23 protein-coding genes are annotated in these 16,958 nt (G+C 62.0%); 21 read left to right on the plus strand and 2 right to left on the minus strand.

The features are described from left to right. Position 1: 1 nt before the first annotated feature. Entirely contained in the window at positions 2–238 is a 237-nt protein-coding gene (locus V2S85_RS14575; RefSeq protein ID WP_330703565.1) for a helix-turn-helix transcriptional regulator, read from the minus strand. 79 nt (positions 239–317) lie between these two features. Here V2S85_RS14575 and V2S85_RS14580 point away from each other — a divergent pair, with 79 nt between their 5' ends. The 12 genes from V2S85_RS14580 to V2S85_RS14635 all read left to right on the plus strand — a co-directional run bounded on the left by V2S85_RS14580 (position 318) and on the right by V2S85_RS14635 (position 6,669). Further along, positions 318–923, plus strand: coding sequence for a LexA family transcriptional regulator (locus V2S85_RS14580; RefSeq protein WP_330703566.1), 606 nt, complete (start codon positions 318–320; stop codon positions 921–923). 188 nt (positions 924–1,111) lie between these two features. Then, entirely contained in the window at positions 1,112–1,840 is a 729-nt protein-coding gene (locus V2S85_RS14585; RefSeq protein ID WP_330703567.1) for a hypothetical protein, read from the plus strand. Between the two features lie 3 nt (positions 1,841–1,843). Next, entirely contained in the window at positions 1,844–2,107 is a 264-nt protein-coding gene (locus V2S85_RS14590) for a hypothetical protein (RefSeq protein WP_330703568.1), read from the plus strand. Further along, positions 2,104–2,418 (plus strand): hypothetical protein, encoded by a 315-nt coding sequence (locus tag V2S85_RS14595; RefSeq protein ID WP_330703569.1) that lies wholly within the window; start codon positions 2,104–2,106, stop codon positions 2,416–2,418. Before V2S85_RS14590 ends, V2S85_RS14595 begins: the two co-directional genes overlap by 4 nt. A 2-nt stretch (positions 2,419–2,420) precedes the next feature. Next, a complete protein-coding gene (locus tag V2S85_RS14600) occupies positions 2,421–3,356 on the plus strand; it encodes a hypothetical protein (protein WP_330703570.1) in 936 nt (311 codons plus the stop codon). Beyond that, complete coding sequence (locus V2S85_RS14605) at positions 3,353–3,679, plus strand: hypothetical protein (protein ID WP_330703571.1); 327 nt, start codon at positions 3,353–3,355, stop codon at positions 3,677–3,679. The genes V2S85_RS14600 and V2S85_RS14605 overlap by 4 nt, the downstream gene beginning before the upstream one ends. Continuing rightward, a complete protein-coding gene (locus V2S85_RS14610; protein ID WP_330703572.1) occupies positions 3,676–4,827 on the plus strand; it encodes a DUF6551 family protein in 1,152 nt (383 codons plus the stop codon). The genes V2S85_RS14605 and V2S85_RS14610 overlap by 4 nt, the downstream gene beginning before the upstream one ends. Further along, on the plus strand, positions 4,824–5,045 hold the full coding sequence (locus tag V2S85_RS14615) for a hypothetical protein (RefSeq protein ID WP_330703573.1): 222 nt from the start codon (positions 4,824–4,826) through the stop codon (positions 5,043–5,045). Before V2S85_RS14610 ends, V2S85_RS14615 begins: the two co-directional genes overlap by 4 nt. Continuing rightward, positions 5,042–5,224, plus strand: a complete 183-nt coding sequence (locus V2S85_RS14620) for a hypothetical protein (protein WP_330703574.1) — start codon at positions 5,042–5,044, stop codon at positions 5,222–5,224. The genes V2S85_RS14615 and V2S85_RS14620 overlap by 4 nt, the downstream gene beginning before the upstream one ends. Then, positions 5,221–5,460 (plus strand): hypothetical protein, encoded by a 240-nt coding sequence (locus V2S85_RS14625; RefSeq protein ID WP_330703575.1) that lies wholly within the window; start codon positions 5,221–5,223, stop codon positions 5,458–5,460. The genes V2S85_RS14620 and V2S85_RS14625 overlap by 4 nt, the downstream gene beginning before the upstream one ends. Before the next feature lies 1 nt (position 5,461). Further along, positions 5,462–6,187: a hypothetical protein gene (locus tag V2S85_RS14630; protein WP_330703576.1), complete on the plus strand. Its 726-nt coding sequence runs from the start codon at positions 5,462–5,464 to the stop codon at positions 6,185–6,187. After that, on the plus strand, positions 6,184–6,669 hold the full coding sequence (locus tag V2S85_RS14635; protein ID WP_330703577.1) for a hypothetical protein: 486 nt from the start codon (positions 6,184–6,186) through the stop codon (positions 6,667–6,669). Before V2S85_RS14630 ends, V2S85_RS14635 begins: the two co-directional genes overlap by 4 nt. 54 nt (positions 6,670–6,723) lie before the next feature. Here the strand turns inward: V2S85_RS14635 and V2S85_RS14640 are convergent, their stop codons facing one another. Beyond that, positions 6,724–7,395, minus strand: a complete 672-nt coding sequence (locus V2S85_RS14640) for a hypothetical protein (protein ID WP_330703578.1) — start codon at positions 7,393–7,395, stop codon at positions 6,724–6,726. 102 nt (positions 7,396–7,497) lie between these two features. Here V2S85_RS14640 and V2S85_RS14645 point away from each other — a divergent pair, with 102 nt between their 5' ends. From V2S85_RS14645 to V2S85_RS14685, 9 genes are all read left to right on the plus strand, one after another. Then, a complete protein-coding gene (locus V2S85_RS14645) occupies positions 7,498–7,677 on the plus strand; it encodes a helix-turn-helix domain-containing protein (protein ID WP_330703579.1) in 180 nt (59 codons plus the stop codon). Positions 7,678–7,743: 66 nt separating this feature from the next. After that, positions 7,744–8,109 (plus strand): hypothetical protein, encoded by a 366-nt coding sequence (locus V2S85_RS14650; RefSeq protein WP_330703580.1) that lies wholly within the window; start codon positions 7,744–7,746, stop codon positions 8,107–8,109. Continuing rightward, on the plus strand, positions 8,106–8,909 hold the full coding sequence (locus tag V2S85_RS14655) for a Rha family transcriptional regulator (RefSeq protein ID WP_330703581.1): 804 nt from the start codon (positions 8,106–8,108) through the stop codon (positions 8,907–8,909). Before V2S85_RS14650 ends, V2S85_RS14655 begins: the two co-directional genes overlap by 4 nt. Beyond that, positions 8,906–9,118: an AlpA family transcriptional regulator gene (locus V2S85_RS14660; protein WP_330703582.1), complete on the plus strand. Its 213-nt coding sequence runs from the start codon at positions 8,906–8,908 to the stop codon at positions 9,116–9,118. The genes V2S85_RS14655 and V2S85_RS14660 overlap by 4 nt, the downstream gene beginning before the upstream one ends. A 387-nt stretch (positions 9,119–9,505) precedes the next feature. Then, a complete protein-coding gene (locus V2S85_RS14665; protein ID WP_330703583.1) occupies positions 9,506–10,093 on the plus strand; it encodes a TetR/AcrR family transcriptional regulator in 588 nt (195 codons plus the stop codon). 217 nt (positions 10,094–10,310) lie between these two features. Beyond that, positions 10,311–12,632: a TonB-dependent receptor gene (locus V2S85_RS14670; RefSeq protein ID WP_330703584.1), complete on the plus strand. Its 2,322-nt coding sequence runs from the start codon at positions 10,311–10,313 to the stop codon at positions 12,630–12,632. A 177-nt stretch (positions 12,633–12,809) separates the two neighbouring features. Continuing rightward, on the plus strand, positions 12,810–13,262 hold the full coding sequence (locus tag V2S85_RS14675; protein ID WP_330703585.1) for a nuclear transport factor 2 family protein: 453 nt from the start codon (positions 12,810–12,812) through the stop codon (positions 13,260–13,262). Between the two features lie 79 nt (positions 13,263–13,341). Beyond that, positions 13,342–14,217: a phytanoyl-CoA dioxygenase family protein gene (locus tag V2S85_RS14680; RefSeq protein ID WP_330703586.1), complete on the plus strand. Its 876-nt coding sequence runs from the start codon at positions 13,342–13,344 to the stop codon at positions 14,215–14,217. 617 nt (positions 14,218–14,834) lie between these two features. Next, positions 14,835–16,958 carry a TonB-dependent receptor family protein gene (locus V2S85_RS14685; RefSeq protein ID WP_330703587.1) on the plus strand — a complete coding sequence of 708 codons (2,124 nt, stop codon included), beginning with the start codon at positions 14,835–14,837 and terminating at the stop codon, positions 16,956–16,958.

Below are 16,958 nucleotides of genomic sequence, written 5' to 3' on the forward strand. Positions count from 1 at the left end.
TTCAAACGACCTCTGTGGCGTAGAAGTCGTTCGGCTGAACCTTCCCTCCGGTCTCCCGCACGATTGCAGCCATGAATTTTGGGTGAGGCACACGCTTTCCAGCAGCATACTTTGCGATCACACCCGCATTCGATGCGCCAATGCGCTTAGCGAAGTCGTCGTACGTTACATCCGCCGCGACGAGATAGGCTTTGAGTTGCATGCCGATCACCATATTTCCAAAACGGTCACGCCGCAACGGACATTCGTGTCCATCCTGTGCACTATTTCTTAATATCCGCATTGGATAAAAGACTGCATCTGATGAGGAATATTTGATGTCGAATTTGAGCGAGGCGATCCCGAACCGCGTGCGCGCGCTTCGGGCCGAACGGGGATGGTCGTTGGCGGAGCTAGCTGATCGGGCGGGCACCACTGCCTCGCAGGTCATGAAGCTGGAAAAGTCGCAACGCCGCCTGAACTTCGATTGGGTTCGTCGGCTTGCGGCGGCCTTTGAAATCTCCGAGGCGGAGTTGATGGGGCAGAATACAGAACTGCCGCTCAATCCGTTCTTGATCCCGCTAATTGGCGAGATCGCGGCCGGAAACTGGCGTGAAGCTATTCAACATTATGAAGACATGATCTTTCCGCCGGTCGAAGGGTTAAGTAAAGCTGCATTTGCGCTCCGCACTCGCGGAGACAGTATGGACCGGATCATTCCTGACGGTGGTTATGTCGTCATTGATCCAGGTGAAGCAGATTTGCGCGAAGGCCGAGTTTACGCAGTGATGAACTCGGAAGGGGAAACGACGATTAAGCGGTTCAGATCTGACCCGGCACGGTTGGAGCCTTGCTCGACCAATCCGGATCACCAGCCGATCAGCCTTGGCCGCGAGCAATTCACCGTAATCGGAATGGCGAAAGGCGCGTTCGTGCCCCTTTAACGTATTTTTCCATTTTGGTCATAATCTGGATTGACACTATTTCCAGTTTGAACATACCCTAAGGGCATCGGAGACGATCGCCCTCGGGCCGCTGACCCTCCGGAACGCAGGTAGGGAAACGCGCTCGGACACCTAGGGACATGGTGCCAGCCTCCGCCAACCTCCTGCACAATCCCGCAGGAGGGCTTATGACGTTGAACATCCAACATGACCTTGAGGACGATTATTCCGGGCTCGTCGCCTGGGTTGACGGGCGCGGTCAATTCTTCGCTGTCGGCGATGACAATGTAGTTCGCGAATACGGCAATGGCGACGAACGCCGCCTGCGCGCCGACATGCAGACGCCCGCGACCTCGCCCGTCGCTCGCCATGTAGCGGTGGCTCGCTGGGGTGATGCGCTCCGCGAGTACCAGCGGGCCGAATATTGCGACATTTCGCACCTTTCCGACGATGAGAAAGATGCGGCTTGCGGTCGTGCAGGCTTGGCGTTGGACGCCGTGATTGCCACTCGATCGCCCGATCTGGCGACTTTGGCGGACAAGATGCGGCTTGTGGACAAGACGGGCACCTATCAAGCAGACGGTTACTTCGAGGAACTTTTGCTCGACGTCGACCATCTGGCGAAGCGGGCTATCTTCCTGCCCTCCAAGGCCGACATCTTCGCTGCGTTCAAGCGCACCCTGAAGAAGATTGAGCCTTGGTACGACTGGTATCAGGCAAACGTCTTTCGCATCGACGCGCAGTGCCGCGACTTCACCGATGAGAGCACCGGCGACGTCTTCCGCTTCCAGCTGCAATGGCTTGGCTTGCATGTCGGCTTTGAGATCGGCCGCACGCCGCGCAAGCTGACCGAGGCCGAAGTCGCCGATAACCGGCAGCGATTGGCGGCACGCACCTCCGAAGAACAGGGGGCCTGAGCCATGGCCGAGACCGCAAAAATCCTCGCCGCCACCTCCATCGTCAATATCGCTATGGGCGATCAAGCGAAGGCCCAGCGCATCATCGAGATGGCCCGGATCATCGAAGAAGTTTCCGATGACCTGCCGCCCGATTGCGAATCCAGCCGCCTGCGCGCCTGCGCACAGGTGATCTACGAAAGCGCGGAAGCTCTGATTGCAAACCTCGAGCGTATCGAGGCGGCCATTGGGAAGTCTAGCGCTCCTTCAGCGGAGGTCGCAGCATGACCTGGGCAATCATCAAGCAACCTCACCCGCTCGACGCTATCTGGTCGCGCGCCTGTGAAGACCTCGACGACGCGAACGAACTCGCAAGCGGTTCCGAGGAAGCTACCACGGCGGCAATCATGGCCATCATGGCGCTGCCCGCCCGCAATCTCGCAGACTCGCTTTACAAGCTCGACTGCGCGGGCATCGACAGGCCCTCCCCTCGCACTGACTGCAACCTGCAGGCGATCATGGACGAGGCCTGCACGCTGACTGATGCCGCCATTGCGCTCGGTCAGCGCCGATTCCCCCATCAGAATAGGGAGGCATGACCATGCGCATGCACATGAACCAGCCGCTTCTTGCGGCGAAAGGGCTCGTCGCCCAGCGCGCTGCCAACGTTGCCCGAGAGCGCACGATGACGGACCACCCGAAGTTTCCCGCCGACGCAGCGTCGATCCAGGAGCAGCAGGACAAGCTCGACAGGGCAATTGCCGAACTGGTCGCTATTCCCGCCCACAACGGGATCGAGATCCTGATGCAGCTGGAAGCGATGCTTGATCGCACCGATGAGTGGATGTGCAATGGCGGTGCTTTCGAGCAGGCCTTGACCGCGGCGGCGCGCCCCCAGCCGAGCGCGCCCATGATCAGCGCCTTCGCTTCGTTCCGCGCCGCGTGGGTCACGATGTCCGACTACGATAACGCATCTACCCATACGGACAAAGAGGCGCTCCGGCTTCAGGATGTTATGTCGGATGCATCGGACGCTGTCTTCGCGGTCGGGTGCGCGACAGCCGGCGACTTCGTCGTAAAGGCTTACGTGAACCTGCTTTGGCACGCAGGGCATACTGCAGCGAGCAATCTGCCGAACGGTGAGACTGGCAGCTTCTTCGATATCGCCCTTTCGCAGATCGACAGCGATAGCAAGTTCACGGACGCCTACTACCGCTCGGTCTACGACGACCTTGATCACAGCGACCTCGGCGCTTGCCTTCTCGCCACAGGCAACATCGACTTCGATCCGCTCGGGTGGGTGGAACGCGCCGACACGATCGGCATGCCCGTCTCGGTCATCGTCAGGGCAGACGGGACCAAGTCCCTGAACTTCGGCTTCATCGACAGCGATGACGACCGCCTGCGCCGCGAGGAGCGGCGCCTCCAGCAGATGCTGACGTTCGATCACCGCGCCCGGTGGCATCTGCTGGCCGACTTCATCGTCAGCAACCGCCCGGCCCTCGTGTTCGCCGCCCCTGAAAAGGCAGCGGCATGACCTTCCAGCCCTTTAACCTTCCCGCCGTCCCCCCGGGCGGGAGTGTCAGCAGCGGCGGGGTTCCCCACCCCCCGGCCCCGCCGTTGCTGGCCGAATCCTGGCTCTTGGCGTGGCATCGCATCGGCGGTGCCGTGACGGTCGGCGCGGATGCGTCGCTCCAGCCTTGGTTCAATCCCGAGATCGGATGTGCGGACGACGAGTGCGCCACGGTCCTGCTGGCGGAACTGCTCGACACACCCGGCCTCCCAGCCGCCGTGCGGATCGTGATCGCGTCCGGCGTGCGCTGCAAGCGGCGCAGCAGCAAGCGCAGGAGGACTTCATGACCGCAGTCGCTGGAGATCACCACTGGATCAATCGCGGCCCCGCCCACCGCATTCCCGAATGGCTGGCGCCTCACGTCGCGACGCCGCGCGAGCCTAATGGATCGTTCGGCATCAATTCTCAGATCGGCAAGGCCGAGGTCGTCGCGAAGGTCCACGTCGGACACGCGGTTATCCTCCATCGTGACGTTGCCTACACCCGCATCCTTGGCGAGGCGGACGAGCTCATCGTCGAGCTTGAGGAAATGGACCGCGCCGCGCCCGCCCCCATCGGGCCCGGCAAGAACGCGGACAAGTGCTGCGCGCCGAAGAAGAAGGCCCCGGCACGCAAGGGCAAGTCCACCGAGCGCAAACGCGCCTATCCCCCGGTCATCGGCTCGCGGCCAACGATCGAGTGGATTCACGTCGACCGGCTTTCGCTGGACGCCAGCTATCAGAGGTCGACGGAGAATCAGGCTTCCCAGCGTTTAATCGCCAGCATCGCGGCAAACTTCGACTGGCGTCTCTGTACGCCGCTCGTCGTCTCGCGCCGCGATCATGAAAAGCTGGTCGTGATCGACGGCCAGCACCGCACGCTGGCGGCACAGATGCGCCCCGATCTGCCGGACCTGCCGTGCTGCGTCTTCACCTTCGCCAACGTCGAGGAAGAGGCGAAGATGTTCATCGCCATGAACCGGAGCCGCAAGGCGATGAACCGGCTGGACGACTTCCATGCAGCGCTGGCTGCGGCCGACGAGGACGCGCTGGAAATTCAGCGGCTCGTCTCCGAAGCTGGGCTCGTCATCACGCGCAACACCGCGTCGGCGGCATGGCGGCCGGGCGAGATCGCCTTCACGGCCTCGATAGCCTCGACGCTCCGCAAGCATGGCGCGCCGATCGTATCGGCAGCGCTGACGAACATCGCCGAGGCATTTCCCGACCAGAAGGTGATCCACTCGGGGTCGATCTTCCTCGGGCTGGTCAAGGTGCTGGCATCCCCGCCGGAGGGCTTCGACCCCGACCGACTGTTCCAGGCCCTCCTGCGCTACAGCGCCGAGGAATGGGGCAGCTTCGTTACCGGCCTCAAGGGCGGCGATACGCGCGCCTGCGCGATCCGTGACGCCCTCCTCATGGCTTACGATGAAGTGCCCGTCGCCGAGGAGGTCCAATGACCGAACAGAGCCGAGTTATCTCGCTCAGCGTTGGCACGCTCCTCATCGTGGGGGTGCTCGGATCTATCCAGTTCGAGATCGCCAAGCAGTTGGACCGCATCGCAGACGCTGCGGACATGAACATGTGCTTAGAAGCAATGAAGATCGGCATCGACCCGATGACGCTTCCGAAGCCCTGCAAGGCGCTTCGTACGCAAGTCGAAGGAGAGCCGACATGACCGACGGCGAAGATCGTGAACTCGCGGCCAGCGAACAGATGCGCGACCGCATCGCGGACTACCTCTTGCTCCAGATCGGCGCCCGCGACGGTGGCGGCAACACCGCCATGAAGGTCCAGCGCGCGCTGATCCCCATCGAGCGGACAATCCGCCACATGCCAGGGAGGCCCGCCCGATGATCGACCCCAATCTGATCGCGGCCCGGGAGATCGTCAAAGCGACGCTCAAACCGGACAGCCACCAACGGTGCAACTGCCGAGCCGAGATCGACGCTGGCGGCTGGGACGGCGGCCAAACGGTCCGCGCCACTTTGGCGGGCATCAAGCGCGGCCGCGAACTCGCCGCCTCCTGCCAGTGCGCCGTCTGCCGCTCCGATCTGCGCGGCATCACCCCCTGTCTCAACGAGGAATTCTGACATGCCCCGCCCCACCGATGAACGCATTCTGGAATTTTGCCTCTGGCAGAGCACCCAGCCAGAAGTAATGACTAAGGCCGAATGGCGCGCCGCTGCCGACGCAGCAGGGTTCGCCGATATTCGCGATAGCGACCTGCCCTGCGCCGCCGCGGTACTCCGTGCATTGGCCGCCTGCGACGCGCAGCACGCCAGCGTCCTAGAAGCTGCGTTGGTAGCACGCGGGGTTCAGCTGGACGAGGCTACCCCACCCGTCCCGCAACCGATCGAGACCGCGCCGAAGAACGGCGGCTGGGTTCTCGGGCTCGTCTTGCCGGAAGGCCCGACGGAGACGCGCTGGCAGCCATGGATGCCCGTGACATGGGGCGACACAGGCTGGTACGATGACGAAGGATACGGTCAAGAGCCGACAGCCTGGGTTCCGCTTCCAGATCCGCAGCCTCGGCCGACCGGCTGGACCCCACCCTCTGGCACGATCAAAGTAGCCGAGATCACTGGCGAGGGCTGGACCAGCAATGACAAGCCTTTGGAAGTGCCATGGCGCTGGCTCATCAGCGTCGAAAAGCCCGATGGAAGTTATGATCAGTATAGGGACACCGACATGGCCGTCACTCGGGAAGAGGCGGTTACGAGGGCAACGAAGCTGCAGGCGAAAATCGGCCTACCGATCGTCATCGTGCCCTTGGATCGCAAGGGCATCCCCTTTCGCCCAGGAGCGACGATCCAGTGAGCACAAACGATAATCCCGCAGCCGAGTCCGCCCTCGCCGTTGCCAAGCATATCGAGACGCTACTGCCGTCTGTCGCAGAGTTGACCGCCGCCTTGCCTTCAGCCGAAGGACGGCTTGGCGATCTCGGCCCTACTGTCACACTGCCTGCGGTCTATGTCAGGATCGTGACCGAAGCCCTTCACGCGGAGGTACTCTCTCGGGAGAATGCCGCAGCCAGGGCCAGAATCGCACGCGCAGAACAGAAGCCCGATGCGTCACTTGGCGAAGAGGAGTTCGACGCCCTCGCAGTGCATCTGGCCAACGAAGCGGTGGCGCTGAGCTTCTTGCCCTTGGAAGGGGCAAGCGCGCTCTGGAAAGCCGCCGCAATGGTAGCAATGGTTCACACGCCAAGCGGGGTTGCTTTGCACGCGCTGGACGAAATGCATGCGGTCACCCGCGCCGATGTCGCACAGGCCCTCGGAATGGGAGCGACTAAGCAGTGAACAGGAAGGCCGCGATGCGCTTATCCAGGGCCTAGTCGCGCTTACGAATTGCGCTCAGAAAGGTATTCTATCAGAGTCTTCATCGACCGGCGCATGTTCTTTCAGTCTCGCCCAAGACATTTTGAGCCAGTCATTTGCCCAGATCAAACCGTATAATTCAGGGACCATGGTCTTCCATTGCCTAATGTGATTTTTTACCCCCCTCTCTTCAAGCCGAACGTGATCCCCATGTGTATAGAAACGCCTCATCAACTTTGTCACATTCACCGACAACATTGCGGCGGGTTTAAAGTCATCACCTGACACCGCTTCGACGAAGAATTCCCGTTCATAAACTAAGACAGCGTCCGAGAGATCGCTCGCATCGTTCAATAAATCTGGGGCAACGATGCAATAAATGTCGTCCTGTTCACCGGTACAGCTCCAGGTTCCTACCACCAATTGAATAGCGGCCGAAATACGATCCCACCCGTTTTCGACTATGTCCGTTGCCAGCTTTGCGGGGATGCCGACCGCGAGCAGCTCGAAAGCGAAGATGAGTTTGATGACATGCTCTATCTCATATTCGAAACGAGCCCCCCTGCCGACGTTGACGCCGGTTGGAAAATTCAGCCGCTGGAGCTGTTTGATGCGAGCTCGGAAAGTCCCCTGACGATCAGGATCAATCCGAAAATATGTCGTGAGCAGCACCTCTAGCCGACCGAATGTCACGCTTAAGCTCGTCACGAATCCCTCCTGAATACAGACACACCTCTATCCCTTGACACGGAGGCCGCGCAAGGACATTAGAAGATACGGATACACCTGTAACCACACGGAGGTAACGGAATGCTTAACGCGGATTTGATCGCGGGCGCAAACGCTGCGGCCAGTTACGCGGGCCTCACGCCCCGCGCCATTTATCACCTTGTGGAGCGGGGGCATCTCCCGGTGATCCGCAAGGGTAAGCGCCTCTATTTCCGCAAGAGCGAACTCGAGGCTGCGTTCCGCTCGGAAACCCGTTCGTAATGGAAAAGGCGGTCGAGGAAGCGGGTTCCAGCCGCGTCCCCGACCTTGTTCAGCAAGGACTGCTACATGAACAGGATTGATATAGCCGCACCGGGTGTCGTTGTCGCCCCGGAATTTCTGGCCGAGATCAGGGAAGGTGCGTGGGGCGGCACGGTGAGCGTCGAACGCATCTATGGCTTGGCGTTTGCGATTACCGCTGCGCTGGACGCGGTGGCGAACGAAGCTATGTCGCGCCAGGGCATGATGGACGCCGGCCCGATCACCAACATGCGAGAGTGGGCGGTGATCTCGTCTCTCATGGACCTGCTGAAGGAGCAGGCCGATGCATGCGGCGCCTCCTTCGAGAAGGCCGAACTGGCGACAGCCCGGGTGACGCGCGATCACAGGTCCGGCGTGACCGGCAGGCGTCCTGCGATGGGAGAAGCGGCGTGATTGTCTCCACTGATGGGATGACCAATATGCCGGTCGTCGTAGTCAAAGACGGGACGTTGATCGTCGATAGTCGTAACGTCGCCGCCGTTTTCGGCAAACGCCACGATCATGTGCTTGATAAAATCGATGATCTTCTGCGGAATGCCCCGATTCTCGACGGCCCGAATTTTCGGGCGGTTCCTTACGAGGACGGGAAAGGCGAAATGCGGCGAGGATTCGAAATGGATCAGGCCGCATTTAGTCTTCTTGCAATGCGCTTCACCGGGACAAAAGCTCTACGATGGCAGATCGCTTACGTGTCCGAGTTCGAGCGCATGCGAGCTTTGCTACGACCCGCGTCGACCGCACCCTCCGTTGTAGACGCATTTGCGCCAGCCGCCCGGTCCACGCTCGGAGGTATCGTGAAGCGCGTGACGCACGCAGAACTGCAAGAGGCGTTCGGCCAGGTGCTTCCGGCGCTCGTGGAACCGATGTTGGAGCGCATGGTCAGCGAGCGGCTGCTGTCCGGACGGGCCAAGGTGATTGAGGGCATCAGCGCATTGGAGGTGGCCGAAATGGCCGGTTACACCAAGGGGAAGCGCCCCCGAGGCCTTATCCAGTTCATCACACATAGGCTGAAACGCTACCACCTTGATCGCGGCGTCATTCCTCCTTTGACGCCGCAAGGCTCATCGAAGGTGGCGGTCTACATCGAGACCATCGCAAGGCGATGGCTGATCGAGGGCGGACGGAAGGCGATCGAGATGTATGTTGCCGAAAAGCGCGGTCAGGGTCGTCTGCGGCTGGTGGATCCGGTATGAGCACTGCACCCGCCAGGCATGGCGACAGCCTCCTCCGCCTTGCCGACGTAAAGGCTCGAACCGGCCTCTCTCGCACGACGATCTATCGTCGCATCTCTGCCAGCACATTCCCCAAGCCGGTCCGCATCAGCGCCGGACTCGTGGCGTGGTACGAATCGGAGATCGATCGCTGGGTGAGTGCGCCGATGGAGTGGTCCGAAGTGTCCTGAAATGGCGCGGGGGTACGAAGTGGGGTATCGTATAGGCGCGCCGCAAACGTAGTCGCGTTAAAACAGCAACTTATCGCTCTAATTCGATGGGCGGCGTCTCCGCCACCGGCTTGTCCAGCCACATTCGCGACCATCCGACAAGACACTGAGAAATCAGGTCTTTTGGGTGATTCGCGGCATGGGAAAGCTGTCCGCGTCCGCCGCTCGCTATCCTCCGTTGGCATTTACCCTAGACACGGCGATCGAACCAATGCGGCCGCCCCCCTGCCAACCATTTGTCCATTCCGCCTGCGACCGTAATCATGCCGGCAGTGGCGATTGCCGGGGAGCCTCGGCCTGGTCTATGCGCACGATCATGCACTTTCACCGAAACCGGGCTGAGGCGGCATGCCGCGCGTAGTTGACCATGACGAGCGCCGCCTGCAGATCGCCCAGGTCGTGGACCAGCTGGTCTACGAACAGGGGGTCCAGGCGGTCACGATCCGCGAAGTCGCCTCCCGCGTCGGGTACAGCACCACAGTCGTTTCGCATTATTTCAGCAGCAAGCTGGAGATGCTGGTCTTCACCCATCAGGTCGCGCGGCGGATGGCCGAAGGGCTGATCGACGAGGCCGTCCGCACCAACCGCCCCCTGCTCGAGACGCTGGAAGAGCTGCTGCCGATCACGGAGGAACGCTGGCGCAACTGGCACACCTGGTTCGCCTTCTGGGGCATGGCGCCGGCCGAACCCGATGTGACGCGCGAATGGCGCGAAGGCACCAGCAACGCGCACCACCTGTTCCTGCGCCTGATCAAGAGCGCGCAGGACGCGGGGCAATTCCCCGAGGCCATCGATTGCGTTCTGGCGGCGACCCGCATCCAGATCCTCGTCAACGGGATAGCTTCGCTCGTGTCGCAGGATCGGGCCGGATGGCCGCCCGAGCGCCAGAAGCAGACCCTGCGCGACTTGCTCCAGAGCGTTTTCCCGCCCCACTGAGGGCGTCTCACCACCCTTCCGCCTGAGCGCCGCCGCGGCGGCCGTGCGCCGCCTCGCCAAAGTGCGAGGTGCCGCCACCGATTCTTTATGCAAATTCGTTGTACAACAAAACGACATAAAGATGCCTGCCGGGTATCGGTAGGCAAACGTGGAGAATCGAGGCGCGGCGAAAACACCCGAAAACCGGGAGCGCGCGCCTTAGGGAGAGGGGAGAAAAATGGTCAGTTCCTTGTACACTCGCGCGGCCGTGTGCGCGATTGCCGCCTGTCTGGGCGCCACCGGTCTGGTCACCGCGACGCCGGTTCGCGCACAGGACAGTTCCGCCGACAACACAACCCATGAAGGCCTTCAGGAAATCGTCGTGACCGCGCAGAAGCGGTCCGAGAACATCCAGTCCGTCCCGATCGCGGTCACCGCCGTCACCGGGGAGGCGATCGAGAACCTCAAGGCGGTCGATCTCAAGGGCCTGCAGGGGACGATTCCCAACCTCCAGATCAACAACTTCACCAACACGCCCAACAGCGCGGTCTTCACCATCCGAGGCATAGGCGTGGTCGAGCCCGACCCGTTCGCGGGCAACACCGTGTCGATCGTGCAGGACGGTGTGCCGCAGTATTTCTCGATGGGCGCGCTGCTAGACCTGTTCGACGTCGACCGGATCGAGGTGCTGCGCGGCCCGCAAGGCACCCTGTTCGGGGCCAATACCACGGGCGGCGTCGTCAACGTGATGACGCGCCAGCCCACCGGCGAATTCGGGGTTCGCGGCGAGGTGACATACGGCAACTGGAACCGCATGGACATCAAGGCCGCCGTGGATGCGCCGCTCATCGACGGAATCCTCGCTGGCAAGATTTCCGCGATGCACACGCAGCGCGACGGTTTCTATACCAACATCGTAGACGGCTCCGACATGGGTAGCCGCAACGTCACCGTGCTGCGCGCCTACTTGCGCTACACGCCCACCGACGACGTCGACGTGACGCTGAGCGGCGAATATGGCCGCTCGCGCAACGGTTCGCCGGTCATCGTCAACGGCTCGACCGGGCCGGACTACGCGATTTTCGTCCCCGCCGGGACGATGACGACCAATCAAGTCCTGCCGATGTACGCATCGCCTTGCGCTTCCGATGCGACACCTTGCCGTGCGCCGAGCAAATACTACAGCGCGCGGGACTTCGGCCCCGACCTCAGTAACATGGACAATTACCGCGCCACGCTGACCGCCAACATCAGCAACACGCCCTTGGGCGATATCACTGCGATCACCGGCTACAAGAGTTTCCATCTGGAGGAGTTTACCGACAACGACGCCGTCGTCGGCCTGGGCATCGACACCTTCCGCGGCACCCGGGGCTGGCAGTTCAGCCAGGAGCTGCGCACCGCCGCCGATCTCACGGACGCGATCAAGCTGCAGGCGGGCGGCTTCTACATGAAGACGCACTACGACCACTTCAACAGTGTCCGTCTCGAAGCCTTCGCGCCGGGGCTGCGCCAGAACCTGCCGCAGGATCAGGACAACTGGTCCGGCTCGCTGTTCGCGCAGACTTACGTGGACCTGACCGACCAGCTGCGCGTGCAGGCCGGCATCCGCTACACGCACGAGACGACCGAGATGGTCGCCGGGACGGACAACTACTACAACCCCGGCGGCATCGGCGGCATCGGCCTTTACTGCACGCACGAAGGCAGCTGCGGCGACGTCCTGCTCGGCGGCTTCCGCGCTCGTGGCAAGCGTTCGTGGGACAATATCGGCTGGAAGCTGGGCATCGACTACAAGGTCACGCCCGACACCCTGCTCTACGCCTCGTGGGCGCGCGGCTTCAAGTCGGGCGGTTTCGTCGGCCGTCTGGGCCAGGCATCGGACATCGGCCCGTTCAACCCGGAAAAGGTCGATACCTTCGAGGCGGGCGTGAAGACCGATCTGTTCGACCGCCGCCTGCGGCTCAATCTCGCGGGCTTCTACACCAACTACCGCGACATGCAGGTGGCGCAGAACTACATCCTGCCCGACGGCACGACGATCGGCACCTCGATTTTCAACGCGGCCAAGGCCGAGATCAAGGGCTTCGAACTTGAAGCGACCGCCCTGCCCTTCGACGGACTGACCCTCACCGGTTCGCTCGCCTACCTCGATGCCAAGTACAAGACGTTCGATTTCCTCGATCCGGGCGGCGCGATCGTCGATCTCAGCGGGCGGCCGCTGCAGAACTCGCCCAAGTGGTCGGCATCTGCGGGGGCGACATATGAAACCGCCGTCGGTGGCGGCAAGGCGCGGGCCAACGTTCTTTATACGTACACCGACACCAAGCTGCTGCAGGGCCTTCAGGGGCAGCCGCTGGTTCGTATCCAGCCAACGCATTTCGTCAATGCGACCATCGGCTGGTCGCCCGATGACGGCCGGTGGACGCTGGAAGCCTGGGTGCGCAACCTTGCCAACAATCACTACGTCGAAGCGGTCACGAACAACCCCGGCCTGTTCAACCAGGTCTCCTACACCTCGCCGCGCGAGTACGGCGTGACCTTCAAGTTCGACCTGTGAAGCGTCTTGCGAAGCAGGGGAGCGCGACATGACTGTGTGCGCGCAATGGGACTGCTCGATCATGCCCGCGCTCGTATCGGGCAACACCAACGCGCCGGCCATGGTGGCGGGCTGGCGCGCCGCCGACATCCTGCTTGCACAATGACCCGGCGCCACGCCGGACAACGGAGAGACGACATGATTGATGGCATCGAATACCTGATCGAGAAGAACGCCCTGGAAGAGGTCGTCACCGGCTACTGCGTGGCGGTCGACAAGCTCGACGACCTCGACTTCATGATGACCCACTTCACCGAGGACGCCGTGCTCGACCTCACCGGTCTGCATCTGCCGCGCTTCGAGGGGCATGAGCAGATCCGCGCCTTCTACGCGCAGGTCTTCGCCGACATGTCGCACCACATGCATGTCCTGACCAACTTCCGCGTCGTAACGCTGAACGGGAACGACGCCACGATCTATGCCTACATCAACGGCCTCGGCCGCTCGAAGAGCGGGATCGATGTGCAGGTCTACGTCTATTACGACCTCGACCTGCGCAAGGAGAACGGCACCTGGCGGATCAGCCGCTTCTACGAAGCGCCGCAAATGCCGATGCCGGAATCGGTCACGCAGGTTCACAAGAAGGACTGAGGGAGCGCCGCGAAGCGCCCTGCCCGGTAATCCCGGCACGGCGCTTCGCGGGCCGACAGAGGAAGCCTGGAGACGATCGATGGCAGATGTTTCGGAAGTGAAGACCAGCCTGGCCGAACGGGACGGATTTGCGGAGCGGTTCTTCCGCGACGGTGTCCTGATCGTGGAGAACGCCTTCTCGGAAGCGGACATGGCCCTGATCGAGGCAGCCTGGCAGGGCAACTTCGACAACCCCAGCGCGCTCGCCCAGCACCTCTATGCCGAGAGCGGCGGCACGTTCATCCAGTCGGTCGAGGATTCGAGCACCAAGCCAGCCTTTGCCGCGATGTTCCGCGACACGCCCGTGGTCGATATCGCCCGTGACGTGTTCGGATCGGGCGGCGTCTGGTACTTCCACGACCAGCTCTTCTTCAAGCAGGGCGCCATCGACAAGCCGGTGCGCCGTACGCCCTGGCACCAGGACACGCCGTACCACCCGATCGACGGCAGCAAGTCCGTGGTGTTCTGGATTCCCCTGCAGGACATCGCATCGGAATATGCGCTCGAGGTGGTGCGCGGCTCGCACAACGAAACGCTCTACAACGGCTCGTACTTCGACCCGGGCGACGACACCCTGCCCGTCTACGACGAGAAGGAAATGCCGCGCCTGCCCGACGTCGAGGCCAATCGCGACGCCTGGGACATCGTGACCTGCGGAATGCGGCGCGGAGACGTGCTGATCTTTCACCCCAGCTGCCTTCACGGTGGCGGCTACACCGCAGCCGGCACCACCCGCCGCAGCCTGTCGCTGCGGATGCTGGGCGACGACATCGTCCATGTGGCCCGGCCCGCGCCCGCCGTGGATTCGCCGACCGCGAACAACATCGGCGACGACGAGGAAGAACTCGTCGCCCGCATCAAGAAGCTGCCGCTTGGCACCCCGGCAAGCGCATTTGGATTGACGCAACTGGCATAATAGCGGCGCCGTCCGCCCTCCATTTCCGGCACCGACGCCCGCCCCGTCCTGGAAACCCAGCGGCCGCTCGGTCGAATCCCGCGTGAAATCGCGCAGGCTGTCGGAGAGCTTGAGAGACTTCGGTAGAAACCTTTCGAAGCGGGCGGGCGCGCCGCCGTCGAGGACTGGAAAGCCAGGAGTATCCGCCTGTTCCGGCAAGTTCGAAACGCGGAAAAAACCTATCCTTTGAATTAAGAAAAAGCGCGTGCGATCGCCAGGGAGTTCGCCGGATATCGGCGTAAAGACTTCTCAAGAGGGCAAGCCCCTGGCCTGGCCCATGGATCATTTCCATTCACGTTATCCATCAAGGGCGATGCGCATTCACGGGAATTCCGAATGCGTAGCACTTCCATTTTCAGCGCGCTTCCCGCCGATGGCCTACCGAGCAGAATCCGTCCCCGCGCGCGGCCGCACCACATTCTCTATCAAATCACTTAGGATTCATTTATTGACCATTTTAGTGTGTTTATAAGATGGTCGAGGCGGCCGCAGACCCGACGAAAGGATGCCGGTGCAATGGCAGTCCTTAGGGGGAATTGATGAATTCTGGTCTTGGTTCGAATCCAAAAGCGTTTCGCGTGAAGAATGTAGTTCTCGGGGCAGCTTCCACGTTTGCAGTCATCGCCAACCTGACCGCAACAAGCGCGTACGCCGCGGATGAAGCATCCTCGGCGGAGAGTGCGGCCGCCGATGCCGAAGCATCGGAGACGATCACCGTCACCGGAGCCCGCAGCAATCTGACCGCGGAAAAGGAGCGTCTCCAGAAGATCCCCGGTACCGTCAGCATCGTCGACAACGCCGACGTGGAAAAAGGACGTGCAGCCAATCTCGAGGACGTCCTTGCCTATCAGCCCGGCGTCTTCGCGGTGGCGACGGGCGGCAACGGGGCCAACCTTGTGTCCATCCGCGGCTCCGGGATAAACACCTTCTACGGCGGCTATGCGCGAGGTATCCGCTATCTCTATGATGGCGCGTCGATCAGCGGCCCCGGCGGTACGCAGGAAACCTTCCTGACGCCGAGCAGCGTCAGCTACACTGAAGTCCTGAACGGCTCCAACGCATTTTCCTATGGCGCCCTGGCGCTGGGCGGCGCGATCAACTTCGTGACCAGTTCCGGCCGTACCGCGCCGGGACTGAATCTGGGCATCGAGGGCGGCAGCTACGGTTACCGCAAATACCAGGCCAGCTATGGCGGCGTGACCGCGGATGGCGCGACGGACTACTACATCGGCGCTTCCAGCAACGAACGCGACGGGTATCAGGAACATACGCGCAACAGCGCCAGGGACGTCACTCTCAACCTCGCACACCAGTTCAGCGATCGCCTGAAGGTCCAGCTGATCGTGAAATACCGCAAGGAGAAATACTTCAACGGCGGCAACCTGACCCTGGAGCAGATCAGGAACGATCCGCGCCACATTTCACCCAGTGTCTACGGACGCAAGAACTGGTCCGCACTGGCCATCGGCAAGATCGACTACACGATCGACGACAAGTCCCGCCTGGAACTCTCGTTCAGCGCCAACAAGTTCGATCTGGACAACGGCCTTGAGGCAGCGTGGTACAACGACTGGCCATCCCTGTACCTCACACCGCAGCTTCGCTACCTGCGCGAAGGCGACACGATATTCGGGTTGAAGAGCGACACTTCGATCATCCTCACCCAGACCCGCCTCGAAGACGGCGACACTTACGGTGGAAGCCGCGTCAACGGGCAGAAGGTCTTCACTTACCACGGGGGCTACTCCGGTTCGCGCGATACCTCGCTGGCCATCAGCAACGAACTGCACCTGAGCGACGACGCCTCGATCACCAGCGGCCTGTCGCTCGTCGAGGCGCTGCGCGACATCAGGGTCGTGGAAACCTTGAATCCCAATACGACCACGTATCCCGACCGCGTCAGGTACGACAAGTGGTACGTCGTGCCCCGCCTTGGCGCGAGCTGGAAGCCCATTCCGCAACTGCAGCTCTTCACCAGCCTCGGCCGCTCGATCGACGCGCCGGTGACCTGGGGCATCGGACCGCGCAACACCGCACAGGGCGTCTATGTCCGATCGGTGCTGCCGCAGAAGGGCCTGACGGTCGAAGCAGGCGCCCGTGCCAACACCGGTGTCTTCGAAGGCAGTCTCACCCTCTACAGAACCTGGCTGCATGACGAGATCCACTCGATCGTCGTCACCCCGGCGACCGCGACGGCGGAGGCGGTGACCGATACCGTCAATGCCAGCCCGACCATCCACCAGGGCATCGAAGCCGCGCTGACCGTCGCCCTGTGGAAGGGAGACAGCGGCGACAGCGTGAACCTGCGGCAGGCCTATACCTACAGCGACTTCTATTTCCGCAACGACAGCGATCTCGGCAACAACAAGCTGCCCGGCCTTCCGCCTCATTCCTATCAGGCACAACTTGAGTGGAAGAGTGCGGCGGGCTTCTACGCGGGGGCCGATCTTCGGGCCATATCCGGCTATTACGCCGACTACACGAACAGCCTGAAGGTACCGTCCTACGCGATCTGGGGATTGCGGGCCGGCTATGAACGGCCGGACGGGCAGTGGAAGATCTACGTCGATCTCAAGAATCTCGGCAACAAGCATTACGCCGCCGCCGGATCGGCAAGCTACGACTATCGCGGCGCGGATGCCGCGGTCTTCTGGCCCGGCGACGGACGAAGCGTGTTCGCCGGCATCGCGTTCCACCTTTAA

Origin of the sequence: Novosphingobium resinovorum (assembly GCF_036352595.1) — a bacterium.
GTDB lineage: Bacteria > Pseudomonadota > Alphaproteobacteria > Sphingomonadales > Sphingomonadaceae > Novosphingobium > Novosphingobium resinovorum_B.

What these genes read in the sequence shown, in the direction of transcription:
- V2S85_RS14630 (WP_330703576.1), top strand. Translation starts at nt 5,462, where the DNA reads ATGCCCCGCCCCACCGATGAACGCATTCTGGAATTTTGCCTCTGGCAG.
- V2S85_RS14615 (WP_330703573.1), top strand. Translation starts at nt 4,824, where the DNA reads ATGACCGAACAGAGCCGAGTTATCTCGCTCAGCGTTGGCACGCTCCTC.
- V2S85_RS14590 (WP_330703568.1), top strand. Translation starts at nt 1,844, where the DNA reads ATGGCCGAGACCGCAAAAATCCTCGCCGCCACCTCCATCGTCAATATC.
- V2S85_RS14625 (WP_330703575.1), top strand. Translation starts at nt 5,221, where the DNA reads ATGATCGACCCCAATCTGATCGCGGCCCGGGAGATCGTCAAAGCGACG.
- V2S85_RS14585 (WP_330703567.1), top strand. Translation starts at nt 1,112, where the DNA reads ATGACGTTGAACATCCAACATGACCTTGAGGACGATTATTCCGGGCTC.
- V2S85_RS14675 (WP_330703585.1), top strand. Translation starts at nt 12,810, where the DNA reads ATGATTGATGGCATCGAATACCTGATCGAGAAGAACGCCCTGGAAGAG.
- V2S85_RS14645 (WP_330703579.1), top strand. Translation starts at nt 7,498, where the DNA reads ATGCTTAACGCGGATTTGATCGCGGGCGCAAACGCTGCGGCCAGTTAC.
- V2S85_RS14670 (WP_330703584.1), top strand. Translation starts at nt 10,311, where the DNA reads ATGGTCAGTTCCTTGTACACTCGCGCGGCCGTGTGCGCGATTGCCGCC.
- V2S85_RS14580 (WP_330703566.1), top strand. Translation starts at nt 318, where the DNA reads ATGTCGAATTTGAGCGAGGCGATCCCGAACCGCGTGCGCGCGCTTCGG.
- V2S85_RS14600 (WP_330703570.1), top strand. Translation starts at nt 2,421, where the DNA reads ATGCGCATGCACATGAACCAGCCGCTTCTTGCGGCGAAAGGGCTCGTC.
- V2S85_RS14595 (WP_330703569.1), top strand. Translation starts at nt 2,104, where the DNA reads ATGACCTGGGCAATCATCAAGCAACCTCACCCGCTCGACGCTATCTGG.
- V2S85_RS14620 (WP_330703574.1), top strand. Translation starts at nt 5,042, where the DNA reads ATGACCGACGGCGAAGATCGTGAACTCGCGGCCAGCGAACAGATGCGC.
- V2S85_RS14680 (WP_330703586.1), top strand. Translation starts at nt 13,342, where the DNA reads ATGGCAGATGTTTCGGAAGTGAAGACCAGCCTGGCCGAACGGGACGGA.
- V2S85_RS14650 (WP_330703580.1), top strand. Translation starts at nt 7,744, where the DNA reads ATGAACAGGATTGATATAGCCGCACCGGGTGTCGTTGTCGCCCCGGAA.
- V2S85_RS14665 (WP_330703583.1), top strand. Translation starts at nt 9,506, where the DNA reads ATGCCGCGCGTAGTTGACCATGACGAGCGCCGCCTGCAGATCGCCCAG.
- V2S85_RS14660 (WP_330703582.1), top strand. Translation starts at nt 8,906, where the DNA reads ATGAGCACTGCACCCGCCAGGCATGGCGACAGCCTCCTCCGCCTTGCC.
- V2S85_RS14605 (WP_330703571.1), top strand. Translation starts at nt 3,353, where the DNA reads ATGACCTTCCAGCCCTTTAACCTTCCCGCCGTCCCCCCGGGCGGGAGT.
- V2S85_RS14610 (WP_330703572.1), top strand. Translation starts at nt 3,676, where the DNA reads ATGACCGCAGTCGCTGGAGATCACCACTGGATCAATCGCGGCCCCGCC.